This window comes from Salmonella enterica subsp. enterica serovar Typhimurium str. LT2 (assembly GCF_000006945.2).
GTDB classification, from domain to species: Bacteria; Pseudomonadota; Gammaproteobacteria; order Enterobacterales; family Enterobacteriaceae; genus Salmonella; species Salmonella enterica.
Genome location: NC_003197.2, coordinates 2,007,595 through 2,031,653, shown reverse-complemented (window position 1 = coordinate 2,031,653; position 24,059 = coordinate 2,007,595). Strand labels below are relative to the sequence as shown.

The window sequence follows — 24,059 nt, the reverse complement described above, 5'->3', positions numbered from 1 at the left end:
TATCGAGCCTGGACGGCGTCCGGGCCCGGTAATCTTTGCCTGGCGTTAACCTGGATCGGGCAGGAACCCCAGTGCGATCGAAAACTGGACGCCAATCACGACAATGCCGCAGATAAACACCAGCGCCAGCGCTGGCGTGCCGCCTGCCACACGATATCCCGCCTGAGGGCTCTGTTTACGGCATTGCCAGACCAGCATGGCAGGGATGAGTAGTGCCAGCACTGCCAGCGCTACGCCGGCATAGCCTAATGCCATCACAAATCCACGTGGGTAGAAAAGCGCAAACGCCAGCGGCGGCAGAAAGGTAATCAGCCCGGTTTGCAGGCGTCCGGACACCGTACTGCGGCGCTGGAATAGATCGGCCAGGTAATCAAATAATCCTAGCGCTACGCCCAGAAAAGAGGTCGCCAGCGCCAGATCGGCGAACAGGTGGACCGCCAGTTCGACATGTGGCGAAGCGACCACTTCTCTGAGCGCCTGCAGCAGGCCATTTAACCCGGCATGGCTGGCCAGTAGCCCTCTGAATGTCGGCGAGTCGATACTTCCCAGCGTGGCGAGCTGCCAAAAAATATAGGCCACTAGCGGAATGGCGCTACCCGTCATAAAGACCCAACGCAGCCGGCGAATGTTGCCGTTCATATAACTCACAATACTCGGTACGCTTCCGTGAAAACCAAACGAGGTGAAAATGACCGGTATGGCGGACAATGCCAGCCCCTGCTGTAAAGGAAGCGTAAGAAGATTTACTTTATGAATATGTGGCGTGAGCAACGCAAGCATGATGACCAGAAAAATGATCTTTGCGCTAAACAGGAAGCGGTTAAAAAGGTCGACCAGCGAGGTGCCCACACATACCACCCCACCGGCAACAAAGGTGAACAGCAGTACTCCGGCAGCGGGCGAGAGCGTGGCGCCAAGCCAGTTATTAATACTTGATGCCAGTAATTCTCCGGCTCCGGAAATGTAGGCGGCAGTGAGCGCATACATTAAGAACATCATACTGAATCCCGTAAGCCACTGTCCGTAACGCCCAAGATAGCGTTTTGCCAACGAGCCCAGCCCGGTATCCGCCGGAACGTGTTGATATACCTCCAGTAATAGTAGCGCGGTATAACACATCAGCGCCCACAGACCAATCAACAATCCCAGCGTGACGCTGAAACCAACGCCAGCCGCTGCCAGCGGCATTGCCAGCATCCCGGCGCCGATAGTGGTGCCTGCCACGATAAAAATACTGCCCAGAGTTCTGTTTTTCACGCTTTCTACTACCCCGGTAACAAAGAACGGTGATATCCGCGGCGCAGGGTAAGGCATTACGCTATTTTCGTCAAATGGTCGTTACAATGGGTGTACTGTAAAATTTACAGTTCCGGGCATAAAAGCGAATATGGAAGGAGACGCGGACAACCGCCGTAAACCTGCGCTAGCGCAAAGTCGCTTGTACACGGACACATTAGGCTACGAGTTTTATTCAGGAGGGGTTATGGATTCCATTCATGGTCACGAAGTGCTCAACATGATGATTGAGTCTGGCGAGCAGTACACGCATACCTCGCTGGAGGCGGCAATAAAAGCGCGCTTTGGCGAGCGGGCACGATTTCACACTTGTTCAGCATCAGATATGACGGCGGCGGAACTGGTCGCGTTTCTGGCGGCGAAAGGAAAGTTTATTGCGGTGGAGGACGGTTTTTCAACGCATGAGAGTAAAATCTGCCGCCATTAATACGCCACGGTGAGAGCGCGTCTCACCGTGTAAGGACGTGTTGGATTAATTTTGCGTATCCAGGGTGGAGAGTTCTTTATCAATGAAATAAAGCCCTTCGCCGCTTTTTCCCGCCAGCGTTAATTTATCAATAATAGATTTGAATAATTTTTCTTCTTCATGCTGTTCTGCCACATACCACTGCAAGAAATTAAATGTCGGATAATCCTGGCTGGTCATTGCGGCATGAGCCAGTTCATTAATTTTTTGCGTAATAAGCTGCTCATGCTCATAGGTCGCGCGGAACAGCTCATCCAGCGAGGCGTACTCAGCGAAGGGCGAAGAAACGGTATGAATGCGCGGCAGGCTTCCGGTATCGGTAAGGTAGTCAAACAGGCGCTGCATATGCGTCATCTCTTCTTGCGCATGGCGACGAAGAAATGCGGCCGCGCCTTCAAAACTGTGATAGCTACACCACGCGCTCATTTGTTGATAGAGCAGGGAGGAGTACAACTCCAGATTCATTTGCTCATTCAGTTTGTCGATCATTTCTGTTTTCAGCATGGTTCCGCTCCACAAATAGCAAAAGATATACGGTAATGTGGCGCCACTATAATTTGTTATTTTATTATTTGCAAAAGGTAAAATATTAAATTTAATTATTAAAAATACGAATGGGAATAAAACGCATTAACGCCAGTGTATAGCGTATAAAAATAAAGGAAAGCCAGCACCTTCATGCTGGCAATAGCGACCCTGCACTCTCCTCCATTGTAGATGGTGTCGACGTTAAGCCAGCCGCCTTAATAATAAAGCGGCATGATTTGCGGGACGGCAACGCCCCGGCACTGCCAGGAGAGGGTAAATCGGGTGTTCAGACACAACGAGCCCGCATAAATGCTACAGGTTCCTACCGGCTGACCAAACGAAACGGCATCGGCATAGCCCATCTGCTGGCATTCGCGTGTTGCGGTCCCGTGAGATACATAATCATCTGTCCGTGAAGTAAAAAATAGCGGCTGGTTATACGTCAGGCGCACGATGCCGCTTATCGGGCTGGCTTCGCTGACCTGCGCTTGTCGAGTAATGGTGCATCCCGTCAGGGCTAGCAGTGAAAGAGTAAAAATAAGAGGCTTCATAAAATCGCTCCGACAGTTCGGTATCAGACCATGCTACCTCGTGTCTTGCACTGTCAATGGCTGGAATAACTTACGGATTCGCCTTGATTAAAGGTAACGGCAGGGGATTTACAGCGGGAACAGAAAATGTGTGAGCGTCTTTTCATTTAATGAAACCTGGTTTTATTAAATTTGAATGTGTGTTCTCAAATGTGTAATGTGGGTAAAACGTCATGATTTACGCAGGCGCGACCGTCTGCATTCAGGAGAAACACGATGAAAATTGCACTGATGATGGAAAATAGCCAGGCCAGCAAAAATGCCATCATTTATAACGAACTTAGCGCCGTCGCCAATGAAAAGGGATTTCCCGTTTTTAACGTCGGCATGTGCGACGAAAATGACCATCACCTGACGTACATTCATTTAGGCATCATGGCGAGTATTCTGCTTAATGCAAACGCGGTTGATTTTGTGGTTACTGGCTGTGGCACTGGTCAGGGCGCGCTGATGTCGTTAAATATTCATCCAGGTGTCATTTGTGGCTATTGCATCGATCCGGCAGATGCTTTTCTGTTTGCGCAGATCAACAACGGCAATGCGTTGTCCCTGCCATTTGCGAAAGGCTTTGGCTGGGGCGCTGAGCTGAACGTGCGTTTCATCTTTGAAAAAGCGTTTACCGGGCGTAAAGGCGAGGGGTATCCGCCTGAGCGCAAAGCGCCGCAGGTACGCAATGCGGGCATTTTGAACCAGGTTAAGGCCGCGGTCGTCAAAGAGAATTATCTGGATACACTACGGGCTATCGATCCTGAACTGGTTAAAACGGCGGTTTCAGGGCCGCGTTTCCAGCAATGTTTGTTTGAAAACGGCCAGAATAAAGAAATAGAAGCGTTTGTACGTGAGATGCTGGGGTAATGCCCAGACAAGACAGAGGCGTTTCGCGCCTGTCGGCTGGCATGATGTGCCGATAATACGCCAGTAGCGACAGGCACCACCTCTGGCAAACAGATCAGAAACGGTGTAGGCCGGATAAGCTGCTTCGCGTTGCTATCCGGCTAATAACGTCTCAATATTGTCGCTCGGGGTGCCGCTATCAGTGATGCTGATAGGTCACGACGTTAAGGAGATGCTGATCGGTTTGCGCCAGGCATAGCCCTGCTCGTTTAGCGCTGCGAACTTCTTCGAGAATAGTTTGTAAAAGTACGCCATCCTGCTGCTGCTCTTTTTCCAGGGTATGGAGAAAATCAAGCGTTGAGGCATCATTCAGCGCTTTCGCTTCATCTGCCAGACGCGACAGCGTGCTGGCGCGTTGCTGATAATCCTCCAGGGTTTTCTGGAACAATTCTTCCAGAGAGCAGAGCTCTTCACCCGGAACGTCAATGGCTTTAACGATAGGGGTGGCGCCGGCGTTTTTCATAAAATTAAACATGCGCATCATTTGCGTCACGTTGCCTTGCGCCTGGGTACGAAGAAAGGTGGCGGTGCCTGTTAAACTGTGTTCAGAACACCATTCGCTTAGATGGAGGTAAAGATTTGATGCGTAAAACTCAAGGTTCATTGGCGTGTTGAGCTTTTGAACCATTCCTACAGCTGCCATAACAATATCCTTATTTCCAGAAAGTGTTGATGTGCATGACAGACGAGAATGCAACGGGCCGTTGTCACATTCTTACCTCTATGCACAATAAATACTCTTAGCAGAAGAACTCCGTTCCGCCAGTCCCTTATGCGATCTCATTTCCTGTTTATCGATCGGTAATGAGAATAGCGCGTCAATAAAAATAAGAAAATCCTTAAATGCAATTGTTTATCTTTTTTTACATTTTCAGCGGTGTGATTTTTTCAGGTGTAATGATTTTGGATGAGGAGCAGTTGCAACCCTTTGAAAGTTAAATGATATTATATAGATTTGTAATTTATGAAACATTGTTTCAGATCATGGGTTAAGCCTTTCAAGTATGTTAATTTCAATAAAATAAACATTAGTCAGTCTGGATATCACACGCATAAACGGTTGAGAGCAAATATGCCTGTTTTTATAAACTAGCCGATTTTGCGGTAGATCATTTTTAATATCATTAATCATACGAGCACGTTATTCGGTTGAGCGCAGTTTTGCTGGGTGACTCGTTAACAAGGAGCAGTCAATGAAAAAGGTCGCGGTGCTGTTGGCACCAGGATTTGAAGAAGCAGAGGCCATTGTTACTCTTGATATTCTGCGACGTTTGCATATCGACGTCGAAACGCTGGCGTGTGCTGAATCACGGGCGGTGGTGAGTTACCATGATATTCCTATGGTTGCGGACAGCACGCTGAGTGAACGCCAGCAGGCGCTTTTCGATGCGGTAGTGCTACCGGGCGGTCCGCAGGGGAGCGCTAATCTGGCGGCTAATCCGGCGGTGATCGCTTTCGTTGCGCGTCATGATGCGGCAGGCAAATTAATTTGTCCTATCTGTTCCGCGGCGGCAAGGGTGCTGGGTGCTCACGGATTGCTGAAGGGGCGTCGTTATGTCTGTTCCGGCGATCTGTGGAAAGCGGTTCCGGAAGGTGTCTATGTGGATGCGCCCGTGGTTGAAGATGGTAATTTAATTAGCGGCAAAGGGTTGGGTCATGTCTTTGATTTCGCGCTAACCCTTTCCGCCAGACTGCTGGGAGACGATGCGCCGGTTCGCGAACAGGCTGAACATATCTATTATCCCTGGTAATCGTTATTCACCCAGGGCCGTAAGGATTAGCTGGCTGATGTTATGGATTAATGTGCTGGCTTTCCTGCCTTTTGGCTGATGAATTCGCTCTGGGTTATGTCATTTTCCGCTAAAACTATTCCTGCCATCAGCATTTATCTAATGAATGAAAGACAGTGCACCGTTTTACGTCTTCTCTAACAAGAATCGTTTGATTTTACCCTACATAAAAAACGCTAAAGCAGGTCAATGACTTCCCTGGGTTATGAGTTAATCGTTATTTCTGCGTGTGTCTTAGGGGGGGATTCCTGAAAGGCGGCCTCGGAAAAGTCTCATATGTGGTGGCGAGCGTACTGATATCAGGAGCGGTGGAGAGCGCGATGAACCTGCTCAACATTTCACCTTTTGCACAGTGTATGGTTCGCGGCTGAATCCTTCTGACAACAGTTATCTTCGACCATTATAAGCAAAAAGCGAAGCGTACGATTTGATGAATTAACACTCAACTAAACAGTATAGCTTCACGTCATCGCCAGCCGCTACCCCGGCTGGCGATGGTCTTTCTAAATGGCGAGCAGCGTCACACTGTCTATACTTACATGACTAATGAGACCGTTTGTGAGTCTCAATATGATGATAAGGAGGAGACCAGGGTGGCAGAACCGTTAACCGTATCCCCCGAACTCACTGCGAACTATGCGTATTTTTTTGACCTTGATGGCACATTGGCAGAGATAAAGCCTCATCCCGATCAGGTAGTGGTACCGCATAAAATCCTTCAGTTGTTAGACCGTCTCGCGGCGCACAACGCAGGGGCACTGGCATTGATTTCAGGGCGTTCAATGACTGAGCTGGATGCTTTGGCGAAGCCTTTTCGCTTTCCACTCGCTGGCGTTCACGGGGCAGAGCGTCGTGACATCAATGGTAAAACCCATATCGTGCGCCTTCCTGAAGCGGTAGTCCGTGAGGTAGAGGCGTTATTACGTTCGACGCTTGTAGCGCTGCCCGGAACGGAGCTGGAGTCGAAGGGGATGGCATTTGCGCTGCACTACCGTCAGGCTCCGGAACATGAAGCGGCGCTGTTGGCGCTTGCGCAACACGTTACGCAGCACTGGCCGCAACTGGCGTTGCAGCCTGGTAAATGTGTTGTGGAAATCAAACCTAAGGGAACCAATAAAGGCGAAGCCATTGCCGCCTTTATGCAGGAGGCGCCCTTTGCGGGACGGATTCCCGTTTTTGTGGGCGACGATTTGACCGATGAGGCTGGCTTTGGCGTGGTGAATCACGCTGGCGGAATTTCCGTAAAAGTGGGCGTCGGGGCAACCCAGGCGGCATGGCGGCTGGAAAGCGTACCCGATGTCTGGCGCTGGCTGGAACAAATCAATTATCCACAACAAGAACAACAAGTAATGAATAACAGGAGAGATGGCTATGAGTCGTTTAGTCGTAGTATCTAATCGAATTGCCCCCCCGGATAATAAAGGCGGCGCCGGCGGCCTCGCCGTTGGCGTGCTTGGCGCGCTAAAAGCGGCTGGCGGGTTGTGGTTCGGCTGGAGTGGCGAGACAGGTAACGAGGATGAGCCATTAAAAAAGGTGACAAAAGGTAATATTACCTGGGCATCGTTTAACCTGAGCGAACAAGATTACGAAGATTATTACTGTCAATTTTCCAATGCGGTTCTCTGGCCTGCGTTCCACTATCGTCTGGACCTGGTACAGTTTCAGCGTCCTGCATGGGAAGGCTATATGCGGGTGAATGCGTTATTAGCGGATAAGTTATTGCCCCTCATTAAAGAGAACGACATCATTTGGGTGCATGACTACCACCTGTTACCGTTCGCCAGCGAGCTGCGTAAACGCGGCGTGAACAACCGAATTGGTTTTTTCCTGCATATTCCATTCCCGACCCCGGAGATTTTTAACGCCTTACCGCCGCATGATGAACTGCTGGAGCAGTTGTGTGACTTTGATCTGCTAGGGTTCCAGACCGAAAATGATCGCCTGGCTTTTCTGGATAGCCTTTCGAGTCAAACGCGAGTCACGACTCGCAGCGGCAAGCAGCATATCGCGTGGGGTAAAGACTTCCAGACAGAAGTGTATCCTATCGGTATTGAGCCCGATGAGATTGCTCTGCAGGCTGCCGGGCCGTTGCCGCCTAAACTGGCGCAGCTCAAGGCGGAACTGAAAAATGTGAAGAATATTTTTTCCGTTGAGCGGCTGGATTATTCGAAAGGGCTGCCGGAACGTTTTCTGGCGTATGAAGCGCTACTGGAAAACTATCCGCAGCATCGGGGAAAAATTCGTTATACCCAAATTGCGCCTACGTCACGCGGCGAAGTACAGGCATATCAGGATATTCGCCACCAGCTTGAGACGGAAGCAGGCCGGATTAATGGGAAATATGGACAATTGGGCTGGACGCCGCTCTATTATCTGAATCAACATTTCGACCGTAAACTGTTAATGAAGATATTCCGTTATTCAGACGTCGGGCTCGTCACCCCGTTGCGTGACGGGATGAACCTGGTGGCGAAAGAGTTTGTCGCCGCGCAGGACCCCGCTAACCCTGGCGTACTGGTACTGTCACAGTTTGCCGGCGCGGCGAATGAACTGACGTCGGCGTTAATCGTCAATCCTTACGATCGGGATGACGTGGCGGCGGCGCTCAATCGTGCGCTAACGATGCCCCTTGCCGAGCGTATTTCGCGTCATGCGGAGATGCTGGACGTGATCGTTAAAAATGACATTAACCGCTGGCAGGAGCGTTTTATTCATGACCTAAAGGAGGTCACGCCGCGTAGCCCTGAGCGTCAGCAGCAGAACAACGTGGCGACGTTCCCTAAGCTGGCCTGAAATATCGCGAGCGGCGACTAGTCGCCCGCTAAGGGCACCAGCAACACATCTACCTGGCTGGCGCTGACGACACTTTTTGCCGAGCAGGACGCGCGCGAAAAGAAACTGTGGTTATGGTTGCCGCAAATGACCAGATCAACATGGTGTTTGCGGCACACAGCCAAAATATGCTGGCTTAACTCACCTGATGCGATGAAAGTTTGTTCAATCGGATAATCCGCCTTTTCCCCCAGCATCTTAAGAAAATTCTCGGTCTCTTCATGCATAACCGCGCGTAAATCCTCCATCATGGGCGCGGCGAACTGGTTATACAGTTCAGGATCGGAAGCGAGAGTAATCAGGCTTACTTTCGCCTGAACAGGGCGGGCGATAGAGACCGCTTTAGCCAGTAGCTGGTGACTTTCCGGGGTGACGGCAACGGCGACAAGAATATGGGTGTAGCTCATAACTCGCTCCTTGATTGCAAGAATATGAGATTGTGCTTTAGCTTTACTCTGTTTATCGCATTTCTGCAATGCGCTAATGCCACATTAATGTGAAGGACATCATAATTAATCATTAATTATTCTTATGTAAAGAATCGTGGCATAAGACACTTTTTACACACCACCCGGATGCTTCATTTAAATGGGTGAACAAGGAAAGCTAAAAGTTAAATCAAATGAGCTTATTTTTAACAGCGGAGGGCGTATGCTGTGACGAGATTAATTAATAACGTTTAATATTTAAGCTACTGTTTACTAAAGGTAAAATAAAAGCGTTTCTAAAATAGAAATAATAGCCTGTTATCTATTATCCTGGCGTTATTTTAACAGAGAGAAACAAAAAAGAATTTGGTGTTGACGTACCCCTATTCAGCAGTGTGGAATAGAAAAAGTGAACATTAGGTTATTAATTAAACAAAGTAAAAGCCATGCTGATGGTTTTATCGTAAGTATTCCGTTAAAATATGTGATCTGCATCACATATTTTCTAAAATCGCCGTCCCGCTCCGTTGTATGTCACGAAGCTGACGAGTAGAGTTGCGTCGAATTAGGAAAAATCTTAGGCATTTGTAAAAATTGATGTAAACGTGTAAGGCGAATCTCAGTGGGAGGCTGCGTTATACGTCACAATGTCCATAATGTCTGAGCGCTGCTATGCATTTGACCTTTTTGCTTCTTTTACCGGGCCTTCCCGGCGACATCACGGGGTGCGGCTACGTCGCACAAAAATAAAGTTGGTTATTCTGGATGGGAACAATGCATACATCCGAGTTGCTAAAACACATTTATGACATCAATTTGTCATATTTACTCCTTGCACAGCGTTTGATCGTCCAGGACAAAGCATCTGCGATGTTCCGCCTCGGTATCAACGAAGAGATGGCAAACACACTGGGCGCGTTGACCCTGCCGCAGATGGTCAAACTGGCGGAGACGAACCAGTTAGTTTGTCATTTCCGGTTTGACGATCATCAGACGATCACCCGTTTGACTCAGGATTCGCGCGTCGATGACTTACAGCAGATTCACACAGGTATCATGCTTTCAACGCGTCTGCTCAATGAAGTGGACGATACGGCGCGTAAGAAAAGGGCATGATAATGAGTGAAAAAAGCATTGTTCAGGAAGCTCGCGATATCCAGTTGGCGATGGAGTTGATTAATCTTGGCGCTCGTCTACAAATGCTGGAAAGCGAAACACAGCTCAGCCGTGGTCGCCTCATCAGGCTGTACAAAGAATTACGCGGTAGCCCGCCGCCTAAAGGGATGCTGCCATTTTCGACAGACTGGTTTATGACCTGGGAGCAAAATATTCATGCCTCCATGTTCTGCAACGCCTGGCAATTTTTACTGAAGACCGGCTTATGCAGCGGTGTGGATGCGGTGATTAAAGCTTATCGGCTTTATCTTGAGCAGTGTCCGCAACCGCCTGAAGGGCCGTTGTTGGCGCTGACTCGCGCATGGACGCTGGTGCGTTTTGTTGAAAGTGGGTTGCTTGAATTGTCGAGCTGTAACTGCTGCGGTGGGAACTTTATTACCCATGCGCATCAGCCCGTAGGCAGCTTTGCGTGTAGTTTATGCCAGCCGCCATCCCGCGCAGTAAAAAGACGTAAACTTTCCCGAGATGCTGCCGATATTATTCCACAACTGCTGGATGAACAGATCGAACAGGCTGTTTAACCGAAACGGTGTGGACAAACACTCCAGCAGCGGTAAGTCATTACCGCTGCTTTTTTTTGCCTTGCCTTCGCGTTAATCGCCCGACTGCGCATCCTGTCATAGTCAACAGCGGAAGGATGATGTCGTGCTTATCTTATTAGGTTACCTGGTGGTTATCGGTACAGTTTTCGGCGGTTATGTCATGACCGGCGGACACCTTGGGGCACTCTATCAACCTGCTGAACTGGTCATCATTGGCGGCGCGGGGATAGGGGCGTTCATTGTCGGCAACAACGGGAAGGCCATCAAAGGCACGATGAAAGCTATCCCGTTGTTATTTCGTCGTTCGAAATACACAAAATCTATGTACATGGATTTGCTGGCGTTGCTCTATCGCCTGATGGCCAAATCACGCCAGCAGGGGATGTTCTCCCTTGAACGCGATATTGAAAATCCAAAAGAGAGTGAAATCTTCGCCAGTTATCCGCGTATTCTGGCCGATGCGGTAATGCTTGATTTTATTGTCGATTATCTGCGCCTGATCATCAGCGGCAACATGAATACGTTCGAAATTGAAGCGTTGATGGATGAAGAGATTGAAACCCATGAAAGCGAGGCGGAAGTCCCGGCCAACAGTCTGGCGATGGTGGGGGATTCGCTGCCTGCCTTTGGTATCGTCGCGGCGGTAATGGGGGTGGTTCACGCTCTGGCTTCAGCCGATCGTCCGGCAGCGGAGTTGGGGGCGCTGATTGCCCATGCCATGGTAGGTACGTTCCTCGGTATTTTACTGGCTTATGGATTCATTTCACCGTTAGCGACCGTTTTGCGCCAGAAGAGCGCCGAAACCACCAAGATGATGCAGTGCGTAAAAATCACACTGCTGTCTAATCTGAACGGCTATGCGCCGCCGATTGCCGTGGAATTTGGTCGTAAAACGCTTTATTCCAGTGAGCGTCCATCGTTTATTGAGTTGGAAGAACACGTTCGCGCAGTGAGAAACCCAAACCAGCAGCAGACGACTGAGGAAGCATGAAAAATCAGGCTCATCCCATTGTCGTCGTAAAACGCCGCAGGCACAAACCGCACGGCGGCGGGGCGCACGGTTCCTGGAAAATTGCCTACGCCGATTTTATGACGGCGATGATGGCTTTTTTTCTGGTGATGTGGCTGATTTCCATCTCCAGCCCTAAAGAATTAATTCAGATTGCCGAATATTTTCGTACGCCGTTGGCCACCGCGGTAACGGGGGGGAATCGGATTGCCAATAGCGAGAGCCCGATACCAGGCGGCGGCGATGATTACACCCAACAGCAGGGTGAAGTGGAAAAGCAGCCGAATATCGACGAGCTGAAAAAACGGATGGAGCAGAGTCGCTTAAACAAACTGCGCGGCGATCTGGATCAACTGATCGAATCCGATCCCAAACTGCGCGCGTTACGTCCGCATCTGAAAATTGATTTAGTTCAGGAGGGGTTGCGCATCCAGATTATCGACAGCCAGAACCGCCCGATGTTTAAAACCGGCAGCGCCGAAGTTGAGCCGTATATGCGCGATATCCTGCGTGCGATTGCGCCAGTGTTAAACGGTATACCTAATCGCATTAGCCTGGCCGGCCATACCGATGACTTTCCCTACGCGAACGGCGAAAAAGGCTATAGCAACTGGGAGTTATCCGCCGATCGCGCCAATGCCTCTCGTCGCGAACTGGTCGCTGGCGGGCTGGATAACGGAAAAGTATTACGGGTGGTTGGCATGGCCGCCACGATGCGGCTGAGCGATCGCGGTCCTGATGACGCCATCAACCGCCGTATAAGCCTGCTGGTGTTAAACAAACAGGCGGAACAGGCCATTTTGCATGAAAACGCTGAAAGCCAGAATGAGCCGGTAAGTGTATTACAACAGCCTGCGGCAGCCCCGCCGGCAAGCGTACCCACATCGCCAAAAGCGGAACCGAGGTGATAGCGTGAGCATGGATATTAGCGATTTTTATCAGACATTTTTTGATGAAGCTGACGAGCTGTTGGCTGATATGGAGCAGCATCTGCTGGATTTGGTGCCGGAGTCCCCGGACGCTGAACAACTGAACGCCATTTTTCGCGCGGCGCACTCCATTAAAGGCGGCGCGGGCACATTCGGCTTCACTATTCTGCAGGAAACCACGCATTTAATGGAAAACCTGCTGGATGAAGCCCGACGCGGTGAAATGCAGCTCAATACCGACATTATCAACCTGTTTTTGGAAACGAAAGATATTATGCAGGAACAGCTCGACGCCTATAAAAACTCCGAAGAGCCGGATGCCGCAAGCTTCGAATATATCTGCAATGCGCTACGCCAGTTGGCGCTGGAGGCGAAAGGCGAAACCACGCCGGCGGTCGTAGAAACCGCGGCACTAAGCGCGGCGATCCAGGAAGAGAGCGTAGCCGAAACCGAATCGCCTCGTGACGAGAGTAAACTGCGCATTGTACTTTCACGGTTGAAAGCCAATGAGGTCGATCTGCTTGAAGAAGAGTTGGGCAATCTGGCTACTCTGACGGATGTCGTTAAGGGGGCGGATTCACTGTCGGCAACTCTGGATGGCAGCGTCGCGGAAGATGACATTGTCGCGGTGCTCTGTTTTGTCATCGAGGCCGATCAGATCGCTTTTGAAAAAGTGGTCGCCGCGCCGGTTGAAAAAGCGCAAGAGAAAACCGAGGTAGCGCCGGTAGCGCCTCCGGCAGTCGTTGCGCCAGCCGCCAAAAGCGCGGCCCATGAACATCATGCGGGGCGTGAAAAACCTGCGCGTGAACGCGAGTCCACCAGCATTCGCGTGGCGGTAGAGAAAGTGGATCAGCTCATAAACCTGGTCGGCGAGTTAGTGATTACCCAGTCAATGTTGGCCCAGCGTTCTAACGAGCTGGACCCGGTAAACCACGGCGATCTCATTACCAGTATGGGTCAGTTACAACGTAACGCCCGCGACTTACAAGAGTCGGTGATGTCGATTCGTATGATGCCTATGGAGTACGTCTTCAGCCGTTTCCCGCGTCTGGTACGCGATTTAGCGGGCAAACTGGGCAAGCAGGTAGAGCTGACGCTGGTGGGGAGCTCCACTGAACTTGATAAAAGCCTGATCGAACGCATTATCGACCCGCTGACGCACCTGGTGCGCAACAGTCTCGACCACGGGATTGAAATGCCGGAAAAACGCCTTGAGGCGGGGAAAAATGTTGTCGGCAATCTGATTCTTTCCGCAGAACATCAGGGCGGGAATATTTGTATTGAAGTGACCGATGACGGCGCGGGGCTTAACCGTGAGCGTATCCTGGCGAAGGCCATGTCGCAGGGGATGGCGGTGAATGAAAACATGACCGACGATGAAGTAGGCATGTTGATCTTCGCGCCGGGATTCTCAACTGCGGAACAGGTCACGGATGTCTCCGGTCGCGGCGTTGGCATGGATGTGGTGAAACGTAACATTCAGGAGATGGGCGGTCACGTTGAGATCCAGTCAAAACAAGGCTCCGGCACCACGATTCGTATTCTGCTGCCGCTGACGCTGGCCATCCTCGATGGGATGTCGGTTCGCGTGGCGGGGGAAGTTTTTATCCTGCCGTTGAATGCGGTGATGGAGTCGCTGCAACCGCGTGAAGAGGATCTTCATCCGCTGGCGGGCGGCGAACGGGTTCTGGAAGTTCGCGGCGAGTATTTGCCGCTGGTCGAATTGTGGAAAGTGTTTGACGTGGACGGGGCGAAAACCGAAGCCACGCAGGGCATTGTTGTGATCCTGCAAAGCGCGGGACGCCGTTACGCGCTGCTGGTCGATCAGCTCATCGGTCAGCACCAGGTGGTGGTCAAAAATCTGGAAAGCAATTATCGCAAGGTACCGGGGATTTCCGCCGCGACGATCCTGGGCGACGGCAGCGTCGCGCTGATTGTTGATGTTTCCGCATTGCAGGGTTTAAACCGCGAACAACGTATGGCGATCACAGCCGCCTGATTGAGTGAGAAGGGAATAATATGACCGGTATGAGTAATGTAAGCAAACTGGCCGGCGAGCCGTCAGGTCAGGAATTCCTGGTGTTTACACTGGGAAATGAAGAGTACGGCATCGATATCCTGAAAGTGCAGGAGATCCGTGGCTATGACCAGGTGACGCGCATCGCCAATACACCGGCCTTTATAAAAGGGGTGACTAACCTGCGCGGCGTGATTGTCCCCATTGTCGATCTGCGCGTGAAATTCTGCGAAGGCGACGTTGAGTACGATGACAATACGGTAGTGATCGTACTGAATCTGGGGCAACGCGTCGTCGGGATAGTGGTAGACGGCGTGTCTGACGTACTGTCGTTAACGGCGGAACAGATCCGTCCGGCGCCAGAATTTGCCGTGACCTTGTCAACAGAATATTTGACGGGATTGGGCGCGCTCGGCGAGCGTATGCTGATTCTGGTGAATATCGAAAAACTGCTTAACAGCGAAGAGATGGCGCTGCTGGATATCGCAGCATCACACGTCGCGTAATAACGTTGCCGGATGGCGTCGCGCCATCCGGCAATATTCACCGTTATGCTTCCGCCAGCGGTGAGAGTGCCTCTTCATCGCCCGCGCCCAGCCCCTGCATTTTGCGCCGGCATCGCCGCTGCGACACTGTCATTGGCAATGTCGTCTTCCGGAACAGCGTATTTCCTTTTTGCAAAAGTAAAGTTATCACCGCAGGTGCCGATAACGTTGATAACTCGTTATCAGGAAGGTGCCTTATGTTTAACCGTATCCGCGTTGTCACAATGCTGATGATGGTGCTGGGGGTTTTCGCACTGCTACAGCTTGTTTCCGGTGGTTTGCTGTTTTCTTCATTACAGCATAACCAGCAAGGTTTTGTTATTTCTAACGAATTACGTCAGCAACAAAGCGAACTCACGTCGACATGGGACTTAATGCTGCAAACGCGCATTAACCTGAGCCGCTCCGCCGCACGCATGATGATGGACGCTTCTAACCAGCAGAGCAGCGCCAAAACGGATTTACTCCAGAATGCAAAAACGACTCTCGCACAGGCGGCGGCGCACTACGCCAATTTCAAAAATATGACGCCATTGCCAGCGATGGCGGAGGCCAGCGCGAACGTCGATGAAAAATATCAGCGCTATCAGGCCGCATTAGCCGAACTTATTCAGTTTCTGGACAATGGCAATATGGATGCCTACTTCGCCCAGCCAACCCAGGGAATGCAAAACGCGTTGGGCGAGGCGCTGGGCAATTACGCCCGGGTGAGCGAAAACCTGTACCGCCAGACATTTGATCAAAGTGCTCATGACTACCGTTTTGCGCAATGGCAACTGGGGGTTCTTGCGGTCGTGCTGGTGCTGATTTTGATGGTGGTTTGGTTCGGCATTCGTCATGCCCTGCTTAACCCATTAGCGCGAGTGATTACTCATATCCGTGAAATTGCCAGCGGCGATCTGACGAAAACGCTCACCGTCTCAGGACGTAATGAAATTGGCGAACTGGCGGGAACGGTTGAACATATGCAACGCTCGCTGATTGACACCGTAACGCAGGTTCGTGAAGGTTCGGATGCGATTTATTCCGGCACCAGTGAAATTGCCGCCGGTAATACCGACCTCTCTTCCCGTACCGAACAGCAGGCCTCCGCTCTGGAGGAGACGGCTGCCAGCATGGAACAACTGACGGCCACCGTGAAGCAAAACGCCGATAACGCCCGCCAGGCTTCGCAACTGGCGCAAAGCGCCTCCGAGACCGCGCGTCATGGCGGCAAAGTGGTCGACGGCGTAGTAAACACTATGCACGAAATTGCCGACAGTTCGAAAAAAATCGCTGACATTATCAGCGTTATCGACGGTATTGCCTTCCAGACTAACATTCTGGCGCTGAACGCGGCGGTAGAAGCGGCGCGCGCGGGAGAGCAGGGGCGCGGTTTTGCGGTCGTGGCAGGCGAGGTGCGTAATCTGGCCAGCCGCAGCGCCCAGGCGGCGAAAGAAATAAAAGCGTTGATTGAAGATTCCGTCTCGCGTGTCGATACCGGTTCTGTGCTGGTGGAAAGCGCCGGGGAAACCATGACTGACATCGTCAATGCCGTTACGCGCGTCACGGATATCATGGGCGAAATCGCCTCCGCCTCGGATGAGCAAAGCCGGGGTATCGATCAGGTCGCTTTGGCCGTTTCCGAAATGGATCGCGTAACGCAACAGAACGCCTCGCTGGTTCAGGAATCCGCAGCGGCCGCCGCCGCGCTGGAAGAGCAGGCCAGCCGTCTGACCCAGGCGGTATCGGCTTTCCGCCTGGCATCGCGACCGCTGGCGGTAAATAAACCTGAGATGCGTTTGTCAGTGAACGCTCAGTCCGGCAATACGCCGCAGTCATTAGCCGCCAGGGATGATGCGAACTGGGAAACCTTCTGATCGACGTGCGCTGTCGGTTATCGATTAATTTGCGAACCCGCCGATACCTTTCGTCTGGTTCGCATAGATAAAAGCAAAAAATGTGTAATACGGGAAGCATGGCGCTGCCGCAGGGCGCGCCCGTTGTACTTTGAATGTGATTAAGAAGGCGCTATGACATCATCTCTGCCCTCCGGGCAAACGTCAGTATTGTTACAGATGACACAGCGCCTCGCGCTGTCCGACGCGCATTTTCGTCGGATATGTCAATTAATCTACCAGCGCGCAGGGATCGTGCTGGCCGACCATAAGCGGGATATGGTTTATAACCGCCTGGTCCGTCGGCTGCGTGCCCTGGGACTGGATGATTTTGGCCGTTATCTCAGTATGCTGGAGGCTAATCAAAACAGCGCTGAGTGGCAGGCTTTTATCAACGCTCTGACTACCAACCTGACCGCTTTTTTTCGCGAGGCGCACCATTTTCCCATCCTTGCGGAACATGCGCGTCGCCGCCACGGCGAGTACCGCGTCTGGAGTGCGGCGGCATCGACAGGAGAAGAACCTTACAGTATCGCCATTACGCTGGCGGATGCGTTAGGGATGGCCCCCGGTCGCTGGAAAGTATTCGCCAGCGATATTGATACTGAAGTGCTGGAAAAAGCGAGAAGCGGTATTTATCGCCTCAGCGAACTGAAAACGTTATCGCCGCAGCAGCTACAACGTTACTTCATGCGCGGTACGGGGCCGCATGAAGGACTGGTGCGCGTGCGTCAGGAACTGGCCAATTATGTTGAATTTTCCTCCGTTAATTTATTGGAAAAGCAGTACAACGTACCCGGTCCCTTTGACGCGATTTTTTGCCGTAACGTCATGATCTATTTTGATAAAACGACTCAGGAGGACATTCTGCGCCGTTTTGTTCCACTCCTTAAACCTGACGGACTGTTGTTTGCCGGTCACTCAGAAAACTTTAGCAACCTCGTGCGCGAGTTTAGCCTGCGCGGACAGACGGTGTATGCGCTAAGTAAGGATAAAGCATGAGTAAAATCAGGGTATTGTCAGTTGATGATTCCGCGCTAATGCGCCAAATCATGACTGAAATTATTAATAGCCATAGCGATATGGAGATGGTGGCGACTGCGCCGGACCCGTTGGTCGCCAGGGATCTCATCAAAAAATTTAATCCGGACGTATTGACCCTGGACGTTGAGATGCCGCGTATGGACGGCCTCGATTTTCTGGAAAAACTGATGCGCCTGCGACCGATGCCGGTGGTGATGGTCTCTTCGCTGACCGGGAAAGGTTCCGAAGTGACGCTACGGGCGCTGGAGTTGGGGGCCATCGATTTTGTCACCAAACCGCAGCTTGGCATTCGTGAAGGTATGCTGGCGTATAGCGAGATGATCGCCGAAAAAGTGCGTACCGCCGCGCGGGCCCGCATCGCCGCACATAAACCGATGGCGGCCCCGACAACCTTAAAAGCGGGTCCGCTGCTCAGTTCGGAAAAACTGATTGCTATCGGCGCTTCAACGGGCGGTACTGAAGCTATCCGACATGTGCTGCAACCGCTGCCGCTTTCCAGTCCGGCAGTGATTATTACGCAGCATATGCCGCCTGGCTTTACCCGCTCGTTTGCCGAGCGTCTGAATAAACTCTGTCAAATCAGCGTGAAGGAGGCCGAGGACGGCGAACGCGTATTGCCAGGTCATGCCTACATTGCGCCCGGCGACAAGCATATGGAGCTGGCGCGTAGCGGGGCGAATTATCAAATCAAAATTCATGATGGCCCGCCGGTAAACCGGCATCGGCCTTCCGTGGATGTGCTGTTTCATTCGGTGGCGAAACACGCGGGGCGCAACGCCGTAGGCGTCATTCTTACGGGGATGGGCAACGATGGCGCCGCTGGAATGTTAGCGATGTACCAGGCTGGCGCCTGGACCATTGCGCAAAACGAAGCAAGTTGTGTGGTGTTCGGCATGCCGCGCGAGGCCATCAATATGGGTGGCGTAAGCGAAGTGGTCGATCTTAGCCAGGTAAGCCAGCAGATGTTGGCGAAAATCAGTGCCGGACAGGCGATACGTATTTGAACCAGGAGTAGTATTTTATGGCGGATAAAGAGCTTAAATTTTTGGTTGTGGATGACTTTTCGACCATGCGTCGTATCGTGCGCAACCTCTTAAAAGAGCTTGGATTTAACAATGTGGAAGAGGCCGAAGACGGCGTCGATGCGCTGAACAAGCTCCAGGCGGGCGGCTTTGGTTTTATTATCTCCGACTGGAACATGCCGAACATGGATGGCCTGGAGCTGCTGAAAACCATTCGCGCCGATAGCGCCATGTCGGCGTTACCCGTGTTGATGGTCACGGCGGAAGCCAAAAAAGAGAATATTATCGCCGCCGCACAGGCTGGCGCCAGCGGTTATGTCGTAAAACCGTTCACCGCAGCGACTCTGGAAGAGAAGCTCAACAAAATCTTTGAGAAACTGGGCATGTGAGGATGCGATGATGATGCAACCATCTATCAAGCCTGCTGATGAAGGCTCAGCAGGAGACATCATTGCGCGCATCGGTAGTCTGACCCGAATGCTGCGCGACAGCCTGCGTGAACTGGGGCTGGACCAGGCGATTGCCGAAGCGGCGGAGGCGATCCCTGATGCGCGCGACCGTCTGGATTATGTCGTCCAGATGACGGCGCAGGCGGCGGAACGCGCGCTAAACAGTGTCGAAGCCTCGCAGCCGCATCAGGATGCGATGGAAAAAGAGGCGAAAGCGCTAACCCAACGTTGGGACGAGTGGTTTGACAATCCGATCGAGCTTTCCGACGCCCGTGAACTGGTGACGGATACGCGCCAGTTTCTCAGGGATGTCCCGGGCCATACCAGCTTTACTAACGCGCAACTGCTGGACATCATGATGGCGCAGGATTTCCAGGATCTGACGGGTCAGGTGATCAAACGCATGATGGACGTGATTCAGGAGATTGAACGCCAGTTGTTAATGGTGCTGCTGGAAAACATCCCGGAACAGAGCGCGCGACCAAAACGCGAGAACGAAAGCTTGCTCAACGGCCCGCAGGTGGATACCTCGAAAGCTGGCGTCGTTGCCAGTCAGGATCAGGTGGACGACCTGCTGGACAGTCTTGGCTTTTAAGCTTTTTTGACCTGATGGCGCTGCGCTTATCGGGTTCGAATCCGTCAACCCGGCCGGATACGAGACTTTCTTATCGTATCCGGCTATCTCTATTAACGCCATAAACCCCGCCTTTTTTACCGCTTACTCTGCCTATTGGCGTAAAGCGGTTCTGGCATCATTCTCTCTTATCAATCTATCCAGGGTTTGCTGCGTGGCAGAAGAGAGCGACGACGACAAAACAGAAGCCCCCACACCCCACCGACTTGAAAAAGCGCGGGAAGAAGGGCAGATCCCCCGTTCCAGAGAACTGACCTCACTGCTGATATTGCTGGTGGGCGTTTGTATTATTTGGTTCGGCGGCGAGTCGTTAGCGCGGCAGCTGGCGGGAATGCTCTCAGCAGGCCTGCACTTCGATCACCGTATGGTGAACGATCCTAACCTGATCCTGGGGCAGATAATTTTGCTGATTAAAGCGGCGATGATGGCACTGCTACCGCTCATCGCGGGCGTGGTGCTGGTGGCGCTTATCTCGCCGGTTATGCTTGGCGGCCTGATTTTTAGCGGTAAGTCGCTACAGCCAAAATTTTCTAAATTAAACCCGCTGCCGGGAATTAAGCGCATGTTTTCGGCGCAGACCGGCGCGGAATTGCTAAAAGCGGTGTTGAAATCCACGCTGGTCGGCTGCGTTACCGGCTTTTATCTCTGGCATCACTGGCCGCAAATGATGCGCCTGATGGCGGAGTCGCCGATCGTCGCAATGGGGAATGCGCTGGATCTGGTTGGACTCTGCGCGTTACTGGTGGTACTGGGCGTGATTCCGATGGTGGGATTTGACGTGTTTTTCCAGATCTTTAGCCACCTGAAAAAATTACGCATGTCGCGGCAGGACATTCGCGACGAATTTAAAGAGAGCGAAGGCGATCCGCATGTTAAGGGCAAAATTCGCCAGATGCAACGCGCCGCCGCGCAGCGCCGCATGATGGAAGATGTGCCGAAAGCGGACGTCATTGTCACTAACCCGACGCACTATTCCGTGGCGCTGCAGTATGACGAAAACAAAATGAGCGCGCCGAAAGTGGTCGCGAAGGGGGCTGGATTAATAGCGCTGCGCATTCGCGAGATCGGCGCTGAACATCGGGTTCCCACTTTAGAAGCGCCGCCGCTGGCGCGGGCATTATATCGCCACGCCGAAATCGGTCAGCAAATTCCCGGGCAGTTATATGCTGCCGTTGCGGAAGTGTTGGCCTGGGTCTGGCAGCTTAAACGCTGGCGGCTTGCGGGCGGGCAACGTCCTCCACAACCTGAGAACCTTCCGGTGCCAGAAGCGCTGGATTTTATGAACGAGAAGAATACTGATGGCTAATCTGGTCGCGATGCTGCGCCTGCCCAGCAACCTGAAATCGACGCAATGGCAAATTCTTGCCGGGCCGATCCTCATTCTGCTGATTTTGTCGATGATGGTGCTGCCGCTACCTGCTTTTATCCTCGACTTATTGTTTACCTTTAATATTGCGCTATCAATTATGGTGCTGCTGGTGGCGATGTTTACCCAGCGTACTCTGGATTTTGCCGCGTTTCCGACCATCCTGCTGTTTACCACGCTACTGCGTCTGGCGCTTAACGTTGCCTCAACGCGCATTATTTTGATGGAAGGGCATACCGGCGCGGCGGCGGCGGGAAAGGTAGTGGAGGCGTTCGGTCATTTCCTGGTCGGCGGTAACTTCGCGATCGGGATTGTGGTTTTTATCATCCTCGTCATTATCAACTTCATGGTCATCACCAAAGGCGCCGGACGTATTGCCGAAGTCGGCGCGCGCTTTGTGCTGGATGGTATGCCCGGTAAGCAAATGGCGATTGACGCCGATCTTAATGCCGGTCTGATTGGTGAAGACGAGGCCAAAAAACGGCGTTCGGAAGTCACTCAGGAAGCCGACTTCTACGGCTCGATGGACGGGGCAAGTAAATTTGTACGCGGCGACGCCATCGCCGGTATTCTCATCATGGTCATTAACGTGGTCGGCGGGCTGCTGGTCGGCGTATTGCAGCACGGAATGAGCATAGGCAGCGCGGCGGAAAGCTACACCCTGCTGACCATTGGCGACGGCCTGGTCGCCCAGATCCCGGCGCTGGTTATCTCCACGGCGGCGGGCGTCATTGTGACCCGCGTTAGTACCGATCAGGATGTTGGCGAGCAGATGGTTGGCCAACTGTTCAGTAATCCAAGGGTGATGCTGCTGGCGGCGGCGGTGCTGGGGCTGCTTGGCATGGTGCCAGGAATGCCTAACCTGGTATTTTTACTTTTTACCGCCGCTTTGCTCGGCCTGGCATGGTGGCTGCGCGGGCGTGAAGAAAAAGCGCCGGAGGAGCCGCAGCCGGTAAAAATGCCGGAAAATAACTCGGTGGTCGAAGCCACCTGGAATGACGTACAGCTTGAGGATTCACTGGGAATGGAAGTGGGCTACCGCCTGATCCCGATGGTGGATTTTCAACAGGATGGCGAATTGCTCGGACGTATTCGCAGTATTCGTAAAAAATTCGCGCAGGATATGGGGTTCCTGCCGCCGGTGGTCCACATTCGCGACAATATGGATTTACAGCCTGCGCGCTACCGTATTTTGATGAAAGGGGTAGAGATTGGCAGCGGGGACGCCTATCCGGGACGCTGGCTGGCTATTAACCCCGGCACGGCGGCGGGAACGCTACCGGGCGAGAAAACCGTCGATCCAGCTTTTGGCCTTGATGCCATCTGGATTGAAAGCGCCCTGAAAGAGCAGGCGCAAATTCAGGGCTTTACCGTCGTGGAAGCCAGTACCGTTGTGGCGACGCACCTTAACCACTTGATTGGCCAATTCTCCGCCGAACTGTTTGGCCGCCAGGAAGCGCAGCAACTGTTGGATCGTGTCTCTCAGGAGATGCCTAAACTCACGGAAGATCTGGTCCCCGGCGTCGTGACCCTCACGACTTTACACAAAGTCCTGCAAAACTTACTGGCGGAAAAAGTCCCGATTCGCGATATGCGCACCATTTTGGAAACGCTGGCGGAACATGCGCCGTTACAAAGCGATCCGCATGAATTAACCGCCGTGGTACGCGTGGCATTAGGACGAGCGATTACGCAACAGTGGTTCCCCGGTAATGAAGAAGTGCAGGTGATTGGCCTGGATACCGCGCTGGAGCGTTTGCTGCTTCAGGCATTGCAGGGCGGCGGTGGACTTGAGCCTGGGTTGGCGGATCGCCTGCTGGCGCAGACCCAAGAAGCGCTTTCTCGCCAGGAAATGCTTGGCGCGCCGCCGGTATTACTGGTTAACCATGCGCTACGTCCATTATTGTCCCGCTTTTTGCGGCGCAGTTTACCGCAGCTGGTGGTGTTGTCGAACCTTGAGCTTTCCGATAACCGTCATATCCGCATGACGGCGACCATTGGAGGAAAATAATGCGTAAATGGCTGGCGTTGTTGCTCTTTCCCCTGACGGTTCAGGCCGCAGGCGAAGGCGCGTGGCAGGATAGCGGTATGGGTGTAACCTTAAATTACCGGGGTGTTTCCGCATCGTCTTCGCCATTGTCGGCGCGCCAGCCGGTTTCCGGTGTGATGACGCTGGTCGCCTGGCGTTATGAACTGAATGGCCCGACTCCCGCGGGCTTACGGGTACGTTTATGTTCCCAGTCCCGTTGCGTAGAACTTGATGGTCAGAGTGGCACGACCCACGGTTTTGCTCATGTTCCCGCAGTCGAGCCGCTCCGCTTTGTCTGGGAAGTCCCCGGCGGCGGCCGACTTATCCCGGCGTTAAAAGTGCGGAGCAATCAGGTGATTGTGAACTACCGCTAACCGCCCCTTTCTTTGCCAGGTAGCAGACCTGACTCTCTTTTTGAATAAATAGAAACGCTGTTTTATAAAATGGTGAGGTAGGTTGCCGGACTCTTTGCGTTTTTGCCATTTACGCTCTGGCAATGGCAGAAACAAAAAGGTTTCCGCCCAGCTTAGCTTTTACTGTAGCGAATCGACTGCGTCGGCGGTAAAACTGCACGCAGCACTGAATTCGACATTACA

At 52.3% G+C, this 24,059-nt stretch carries 25 protein-coding genes, 1 pseudogene and 37 other annotated features; of the genes and pseudogenes, 20 read left to right on the top strand and 6 right to left on the bottom strand.

From position 1 onward, the window contains the following. Positions 1 to 45: 45 nt before the first annotated feature. Positions 46 to 1,383 (bottom strand): HAAAP family tyrosine-specific transport protein gene (gene tyrP, locus STM1937; RefSeq protein ID NP_460893.1). Within the gene, positions 46 to 1,257 belong to an annotated coding region; the region does not span the whole gene. Further along, positions 1,269 to 1,274, bottom strand: a ribosome-binding site (putative RBS for tyrP; RegulonDB:STMS1H002100). Its footprint overlaps the gene before it by 6 nt. Beyond that, positions 1,321 to 1,345, bottom strand: a protein binding site (putative binding site for TyrR, RegulonDB: STMS1H000387). Beyond that, positions 1,349 to 1,365 (bottom strand) — a protein binding site (putative binding site for TyrR, RegulonDB: STMS1H000390). Continuing rightward, positions 1,351 to 1,359 (bottom strand) — a -10 signal (putative -10_signal for tyrP; RegulonDB:STMLTH004521). It overlaps the preceding feature by 9 nt. Next, positions 1,375 to 1,383: a -35 signal (putative -35_signal for tyrP; RegulonDB:STMLTH004521), on the bottom strand. A gap of 89 nt (positions 1,384 to 1,472) precedes the next feature. After that, positions 1,473 to 1,478: a ribosome-binding site (putative RBS for yecH; RegulonDB:STMS1H002099), on the top strand. On the opposite strand from tyrP, the gene yecH reads away from it, so the two are divergent. Then, the gene (gene yecH, locus STM1936) for a putative cytoplasmic protein (protein ID NP_460892.1) occupies positions 1,473 to 1,723 on the top strand. Within the gene, positions 1,484 to 1,723 belong to an annotated coding region; the region does not span the whole gene. (Overlaps the previous feature by 6 nt.) Positions 1,724 to 1,768: 45 nt before the next feature. Here yecH and ftn read toward each other — a convergent pair. Together ftn and STM1934 are read right to left on the bottom strand one after the other, a co-directional pair. Beyond that, positions 1,769 to 2,279 (bottom strand): cytoplasmic ferritin gene (ftn, locus tag STM1935; protein NP_460891.1). Within the gene, positions 1,769 to 2,266 belong to an annotated coding region; the region does not span the whole gene. Further along, positions 2,274 to 2,279 (bottom strand) — a ribosome-binding site (putative RBS for ftn; RegulonDB:STMS1H002098). Its footprint overlaps the gene before it by 6 nt. 226 nt (positions 2,280 to 2,505) lie before the next feature. Then, positions 2,506 to 2,854 (bottom strand): putative outer membrane lipoprotein gene (locus STM1934; protein NP_460890.1). Within the gene, positions 2,506 to 2,841 belong to an annotated coding region; the region does not span the whole gene. Beyond that, positions 2,849 to 2,854, bottom strand: a ribosome-binding site (putative RBS for STM1934; RegulonDB:STMS1H002097). It overlaps the preceding gene by 6 nt. A 234-nt stretch (positions 2,855 to 3,088) precedes the next feature. Continuing rightward, positions 3,089 to 3,094, top strand: a ribosome-binding site (putative RBS for STM1933; RegulonDB:STMS1H002096). On the opposite strand from STM1934, the gene STM1933 reads away from it, so the two are divergent. Further along, the gene (locus STM1933; RefSeq protein NP_460889.1) for a putative ribose 5-phosphate isomerase occupies positions 3,089 to 3,735 on the top strand. Within the gene, positions 3,097 to 3,735 belong to an annotated coding region; the region does not span the whole gene. (Overlaps the previous feature by 6 nt.) Before the next feature lie 178 nt (positions 3,736 to 3,913). Here STM1933 and ftnB read toward each other — a convergent pair. Then, the gene (gene ftnB, locus STM1932; protein NP_460888.1) for a ferritin-like protein occupies positions 3,914 to 4,437 on the bottom strand. Within the gene, positions 3,914 to 4,417 belong to an annotated coding region; the region does not span the whole gene. Continuing rightward, positions 4,432 to 4,437, bottom strand: a ribosome-binding site (putative RBS for ftnB; RegulonDB:STMS1H002095). It overlaps the preceding gene by 6 nt. A 523-nt stretch (positions 4,438 to 4,960) precedes the next feature. Continuing rightward, positions 4,961 to 4,966, top strand: a ribosome-binding site (putative RBS for araH; RegulonDB:STMS1H002094). Between ftnB and araH the strand changes: the two genes are divergently transcribed. The 4 genes and pseudogenes from araH to otsA all read left to right on the top strand — a co-directional run bounded on the left by araH (position 4,961) and on the right by otsA (position 8,357). Further along, positions 4,961 to 5,525 (top strand): putative intracellular protease/amidase gene (araH, locus tag STM1931; RefSeq protein NP_460887.1). Within the gene, positions 4,968 to 5,525 belong to an annotated coding region; the region does not span the whole gene. It overlaps the preceding feature by 6 nt. A 228-nt stretch (positions 5,526 to 5,753) precedes the next feature. Beyond that, positions 5,754 to 5,995, top strand: a pseudogene (locus STM1930) (pseudogene; frameshift). Between the two features lie 106 nt (positions 5,996 to 6,101). Further along, positions 6,102 to 6,110 (top strand) — a -35 signal (putative -35_signal for otsB; RegulonDB:STMLTH004520). Beyond that, the gene (otsB, locus tag STM1929) for a trehalose-6-phosphate phophatase, biosynthetic (RefSeq protein NP_460886.1) occupies positions 6,102 to 6,961 on the top strand. Within the gene, positions 6,158 to 6,961 belong to an annotated coding region; the region does not span the whole gene. It overlaps the preceding feature by 9 nt. Beyond that, positions 6,121 to 6,129 (top strand) — a -10 signal (putative -10_signal for otsB; RegulonDB:STMLTH004520). Its footprint overlaps the gene before it by 9 nt. Beyond that, positions 6,146 to 6,151 (top strand) — a ribosome-binding site (putative RBS for otsB; RegulonDB:STMS1H002092). Further along, positions 6,780 to 6,788, top strand: a -35 signal (putative -35_signal for otsA; RegulonDB:STMLTH004519). Beyond that, the gene (gene otsA / locus STM1928) for a trehalose-6-phosphate synthase (RefSeq protein ID NP_460885.1) occupies positions 6,780 to 8,357 on the top strand. Within the gene, positions 6,936 to 8,357 belong to an annotated coding region; the region does not span the whole gene. The genes otsB and otsA overlap by 182 nt, the downstream gene beginning before the upstream one ends. Then, positions 6,798 to 6,806: a -10 signal (putative -10_signal for otsA; RegulonDB:STMLTH004519), on the top strand. Its footprint overlaps the gene before it by 9 nt. Beyond that, positions 6,922 to 6,927: a ribosome-binding site (putative RBS for otsA; RegulonDB:STMS1H002091), on the top strand. Before the next feature lie 17 nt (positions 8,358 to 8,374). Here the strand turns inward: otsA and yecG are convergent. Beyond that, the gene (yecG, locus tag STM1927; RefSeq protein NP_460884.1) for a putative universal stress protein occupies positions 8,375 to 8,815 on the bottom strand. Within the gene, positions 8,375 to 8,803 belong to an annotated coding region; the region does not span the whole gene. After that, the gene (locus tag STM1926; protein ID NP_448342.1) for a putative cytoplasmic protein occupies positions 8,800 to 8,919 on the bottom strand. Within the gene, positions 8,800 to 8,916 belong to an annotated coding region; the region does not span the whole gene. The genes yecG and STM1926 overlap by 16 nt, the downstream gene beginning before the upstream one ends. Continuing rightward, positions 8,810 to 8,815, bottom strand: a ribosome-binding site (putative RBS for yecG; RegulonDB:STMS1H002090). Its footprint overlaps the gene before it by 6 nt. Then, positions 8,914 to 8,919 (bottom strand) — a ribosome-binding site (putative RBS for STM1926; RegulonDB:STMS1H002089). Its footprint lies within the gene STM1926. 399 nt (positions 8,920 to 9,318) lie before the next feature. Next, positions 9,319 to 9,329 (top strand) — a protein binding site (putative binding site for OmpR, RegulonDB: STMS1H000324). Between the two features lie 45 nt (positions 9,330 to 9,374). Then, positions 9,375 to 9,385: a protein binding site (putative binding site for OmpR, RegulonDB: STMS1H000328), on the top strand. 53 nt (positions 9,386 to 9,438) lie between these two features. Next, positions 9,439 to 9,447, top strand: a -35 signal (putative -35_signal for flhD; RegulonDB:STMLTH004518). Between STM1926 and flhD the strand changes: the two genes are divergently transcribed. From flhD to flhE, 14 genes are all read left to right on the top strand, one after another. Then, positions 9,439 to 9,940, top strand: a protein-coding gene (flhD, locus tag STM1925; RefSeq protein NP_460882.1) for a regulator of flagellar biosynthesis. Within the gene, positions 9,590 to 9,940 belong to an annotated coding region; the region does not span the whole gene. Its footprint overlaps the feature before it by 9 nt. Further along, positions 9,458 to 9,466: a -10 signal (putative -10_signal for flhD; RegulonDB:STMLTH004518), on the top strand. Its footprint overlaps the gene before it by 9 nt. Next, positions 9,577 to 9,582, top strand: a ribosome-binding site (putative RBS for flhD; RegulonDB:STMS1H002088). Then, positions 9,931 to 9,936 (top strand) — a ribosome-binding site (putative RBS for flhC; RegulonDB:STMS1H002087). Beyond that, the gene (flhC, locus tag STM1924) for a regulator of flagellar biosynthesis (RefSeq protein NP_460881.3) occupies positions 9,931 to 10,521 on the top strand. Within the gene, positions 9,937 to 10,521 belong to an annotated coding region; the region does not span the whole gene. The genes flhD and flhC overlap by 10 nt, the downstream gene beginning before the upstream one ends. A gap of 112 nt (positions 10,522 to 10,633) precedes the next feature. Further along, positions 10,634 to 10,639 (top strand) — a ribosome-binding site (putative RBS for motA; RegulonDB:STMS1H002086). Then, positions 10,634 to 11,533, top strand: a protein-coding gene (gene motA, locus STM1923; protein ID NP_460880.1) for a proton conductor component of motor. Within the gene, positions 10,646 to 11,533 belong to an annotated coding region; the region does not span the whole gene. It overlaps the preceding feature by 6 nt. After that, positions 11,522 to 11,527, top strand: a ribosome-binding site (putative RBS for motB; RegulonDB:STMS1H002085). It overlaps the preceding gene by 6 nt. Further along, the gene (gene motB / locus STM1922; protein NP_460879.1) for an enables flagellar motor rotation occupies positions 11,522 to 12,459 on the top strand. Within the gene, positions 11,530 to 12,459 belong to an annotated coding region; the region does not span the whole gene. The genes motA and motB overlap by 12 nt, the downstream gene beginning before the upstream one ends. Next, positions 12,453 to 12,458, top strand: a ribosome-binding site (putative RBS for cheA; RegulonDB:STMS1H002084). Its footprint overlaps the gene before it by 6 nt. Further along, positions 12,453 to 14,479, top strand: a protein-coding gene (cheA, locus tag STM1921; RefSeq protein ID NP_460878.1) for a sensory histitine protein kinase. Within the gene, positions 12,464 to 14,479 belong to an annotated coding region; the region does not span the whole gene. Before motB ends, cheA begins: the two co-directional genes overlap by 7 nt. Before the next feature lie 9 nt (positions 14,480 to 14,488). Then, positions 14,489 to 14,494: a ribosome-binding site (putative RBS for cheW; RegulonDB:STMS1H002083), on the top strand. Continuing rightward, positions 14,489 to 15,003, top strand: a protein-coding gene (cheW, locus tag STM1920) for a purine-binding chemotaxis protein (RefSeq protein NP_460877.1). Within the gene, positions 14,500 to 15,003 belong to an annotated coding region; the region does not span the whole gene. It overlaps the preceding feature by 6 nt. A 222-nt stretch (positions 15,004 to 15,225) precedes the next feature. Further along, positions 15,226 to 15,231 (top strand) — a ribosome-binding site (putative RBS for cheM; RegulonDB:STMS1H002082). Continuing rightward, the gene (gene cheM / locus STM1919; protein ID NP_460876.1) for a methyl accepting chemotaxis protein II occupies positions 15,226 to 16,901 on the top strand. Within the gene, positions 15,240 to 16,901 belong to an annotated coding region; the region does not span the whole gene. It overlaps the preceding feature by 6 nt. Positions 16,902 to 17,046: 145 nt before the next feature. Next, positions 17,047 to 17,052 (top strand) — a ribosome-binding site (putative RBS for cheR; RegulonDB:STMS1H002081). Further along, positions 17,047 to 17,921 (top strand): glutamate methyltransferase gene (cheR, locus tag STM1918; protein ID NP_460875.1). Within the gene, positions 17,055 to 17,921 belong to an annotated coding region; the region does not span the whole gene. Its footprint overlaps the feature before it by 6 nt. Further along, positions 17,907 to 17,912, top strand: a ribosome-binding site (putative RBS for cheB; RegulonDB:STMS1H002080). Its footprint overlaps the gene before it by 6 nt. Beyond that, positions 17,907 to 18,967 (top strand): methyl esterase gene (gene cheB, locus STM1917; protein NP_460874.1). Within the gene, positions 17,918 to 18,967 belong to an annotated coding region; the region does not span the whole gene. Before cheR ends, cheB begins: the two co-directional genes overlap by 15 nt. 2 nt (positions 18,968 to 18,969) lie before the next feature. Then, positions 18,970 to 18,975: a ribosome-binding site (putative RBS for cheY; RegulonDB:STMS1H002079), on the top strand. Next, positions 18,970 to 19,374, top strand: a protein-coding gene (cheY, locus tag STM1916; protein NP_460873.1) for a chemotaxis regulator protein. Within the gene, positions 18,985 to 19,374 belong to an annotated coding region; the region does not span the whole gene. It overlaps the preceding feature by 6 nt. Further along, positions 19,373 to 19,378: a ribosome-binding site (putative RBS for cheZ; RegulonDB:STMS1H002078), on the top strand. It overlaps the preceding gene by 2 nt. Beyond that, positions 19,373 to 20,029 (top strand): chemotactic response protein gene (cheZ, locus tag STM1915; protein NP_460872.1). Within the gene, positions 19,385 to 20,029 belong to an annotated coding region; the region does not span the whole gene. Its footprint overlaps the feature before it by 6 nt. Before cheY ends, cheZ begins: the two co-directional genes overlap by 2 nt. A gap of 180 nt (positions 20,030 to 20,209) precedes the next feature. Then, positions 20,210 to 20,215 (top strand) — a ribosome-binding site (putative RBS for flhB; RegulonDB:STMS1H002077). Then, the gene (gene flhB, locus STM1914; protein NP_460871.1) for a putative part of export apparatus for flagellar proteins occupies positions 20,210 to 21,374 on the top strand. Within the gene, positions 20,223 to 21,374 belong to an annotated coding region; the region does not span the whole gene. It overlaps the preceding feature by 6 nt. Next, positions 21,354 to 21,359, top strand: a ribosome-binding site (putative RBS for flhA; RegulonDB:STMS1H002076). It overlaps the preceding gene by 6 nt. Then, positions 21,354 to 23,445 (top strand): flagellar biosynthesis protein gene (gene flhA, locus STM1913; RefSeq protein ID NP_460870.1). Within the gene, positions 21,367 to 23,445 belong to an annotated coding region; the region does not span the whole gene. The genes flhB and flhA overlap by 21 nt, the downstream gene beginning before the upstream one ends. Next, positions 23,435 to 23,440 (top strand) — a ribosome-binding site (putative RBS for flhE; RegulonDB:STMS1H002075). It overlaps the preceding gene by 6 nt. After that, positions 23,435 to 23,837, top strand: a protein-coding gene (flhE, locus tag STM1912; RefSeq protein ID NP_460869.1) for a flagellar protein. Within the gene, positions 23,445 to 23,837 belong to an annotated coding region; the region does not span the whole gene. The genes flhA and flhE overlap by 11 nt, the downstream gene beginning before the upstream one ends. Positions 23,838 to 24,059: the final 222 nt, after the last annotated feature.

Bases quoted from the DNA above. Each gene is read 5' to 3' on its own strand.
- cheY (NP_460873.1), top strand. From the start codon at position 18,985: ATGGCGGATAAAGAGCTTAAATTTTTGGTTGTGGATGACTTTTCGACC.
- ftnB (NP_460888.1), bottom strand. From the start codon at position 4,417: ATGGCAGCTGTAGGAATGGTTCAAAAGCTCAACACGCCAATGAACCTT.
- yecG (NP_460884.1), bottom strand. From the start codon at position 8,803: ATGAGCTACACCCATATTCTTGTCGCCGTTGCCGTCACCCCGGAAAGT.
- cheW (NP_460877.1), top strand. From the start codon at position 14,500: ATGACCGGTATGAGTAATGTAAGCAAACTGGCCGGCGAGCCGTCAGGT.
- STM1934 (NP_460890.1), bottom strand. From the start codon at position 2,841: ATGAAGCCTCTTATTTTTACTCTTTCACTGCTAGCCCTGACGGGATGC.
- cheM (NP_460876.1), top strand. From the start codon at position 15,240: ATGTTTAACCGTATCCGCGTTGTCACAATGCTGATGATGGTGCTGGGG.
- otsA (NP_460885.1), top strand. From the start codon at position 6,936: ATGAGTCGTTTAGTCGTAGTATCTAATCGAATTGCCCCCCCGGATAAT.
- cheZ (NP_460872.1), top strand. From the start codon at position 19,385: ATGATGCAACCATCTATCAAGCCTGCTGATGAAGGCTCAGCAGGAGAC.
- flhC (NP_460881.3), top strand. From the start codon at position 9,937: ATGATAATGAGTGAAAAAAGCATTGTTCAGGAAGCTCGCGATATCCAG.
- araH (NP_460887.1), top strand. From the start codon at position 4,968: ATGAAAAAGGTCGCGGTGCTGTTGGCACCAGGATTTGAAGAAGCAGAG.
- flhD (NP_460882.1), top strand. From the start codon at position 9,590: ATGGGAACAATGCATACATCCGAGTTGCTAAAACACATTTATGACATC.
- flhE (NP_460869.1), top strand. From the start codon at position 23,445: ATGCGTAAATGGCTGGCGTTGTTGCTCTTTCCCCTGACGGTTCAGGCC.
- cheB (NP_460874.1), top strand. From the start codon at position 17,918: ATGAGTAAAATCAGGGTATTGTCAGTTGATGATTCCGCGCTAATGCGC.
- cheR (NP_460875.1), top strand. From the start codon at position 17,055: ATGACATCATCTCTGCCCTCCGGGCAAACGTCAGTATTGTTACAGATG.
- STM1933 (NP_460889.1), top strand. From the start codon at position 3,097: ATGAAAATTGCACTGATGATGGAAAATAGCCAGGCCAGCAAAAATGCC.
- STM1926 (NP_448342.1), bottom strand. From the start codon at position 8,916: ATGATTAATTATGATGTCCTTCACATTAATGTGGCATTAGCGCATTGC.
- ftn (NP_460891.1), bottom strand. From the start codon at position 2,266: ATGCTGAAAACAGAAATGATCGACAAACTGAATGAGCAAATGAATCTG.
- flhA (NP_460870.1), top strand. From the start codon at position 21,367: ATGGCTAATCTGGTCGCGATGCTGCGCCTGCCCAGCAACCTGAAATCG.
- motB (NP_460879.1), top strand. From the start codon at position 11,530: ATGAAAAATCAGGCTCATCCCATTGTCGTCGTAAAACGCCGCAGGCAC.
- yecH (NP_460892.1), top strand. From the start codon at position 1,484: ATGGATTCCATTCATGGTCACGAAGTGCTCAACATGATGATTGAGTCT.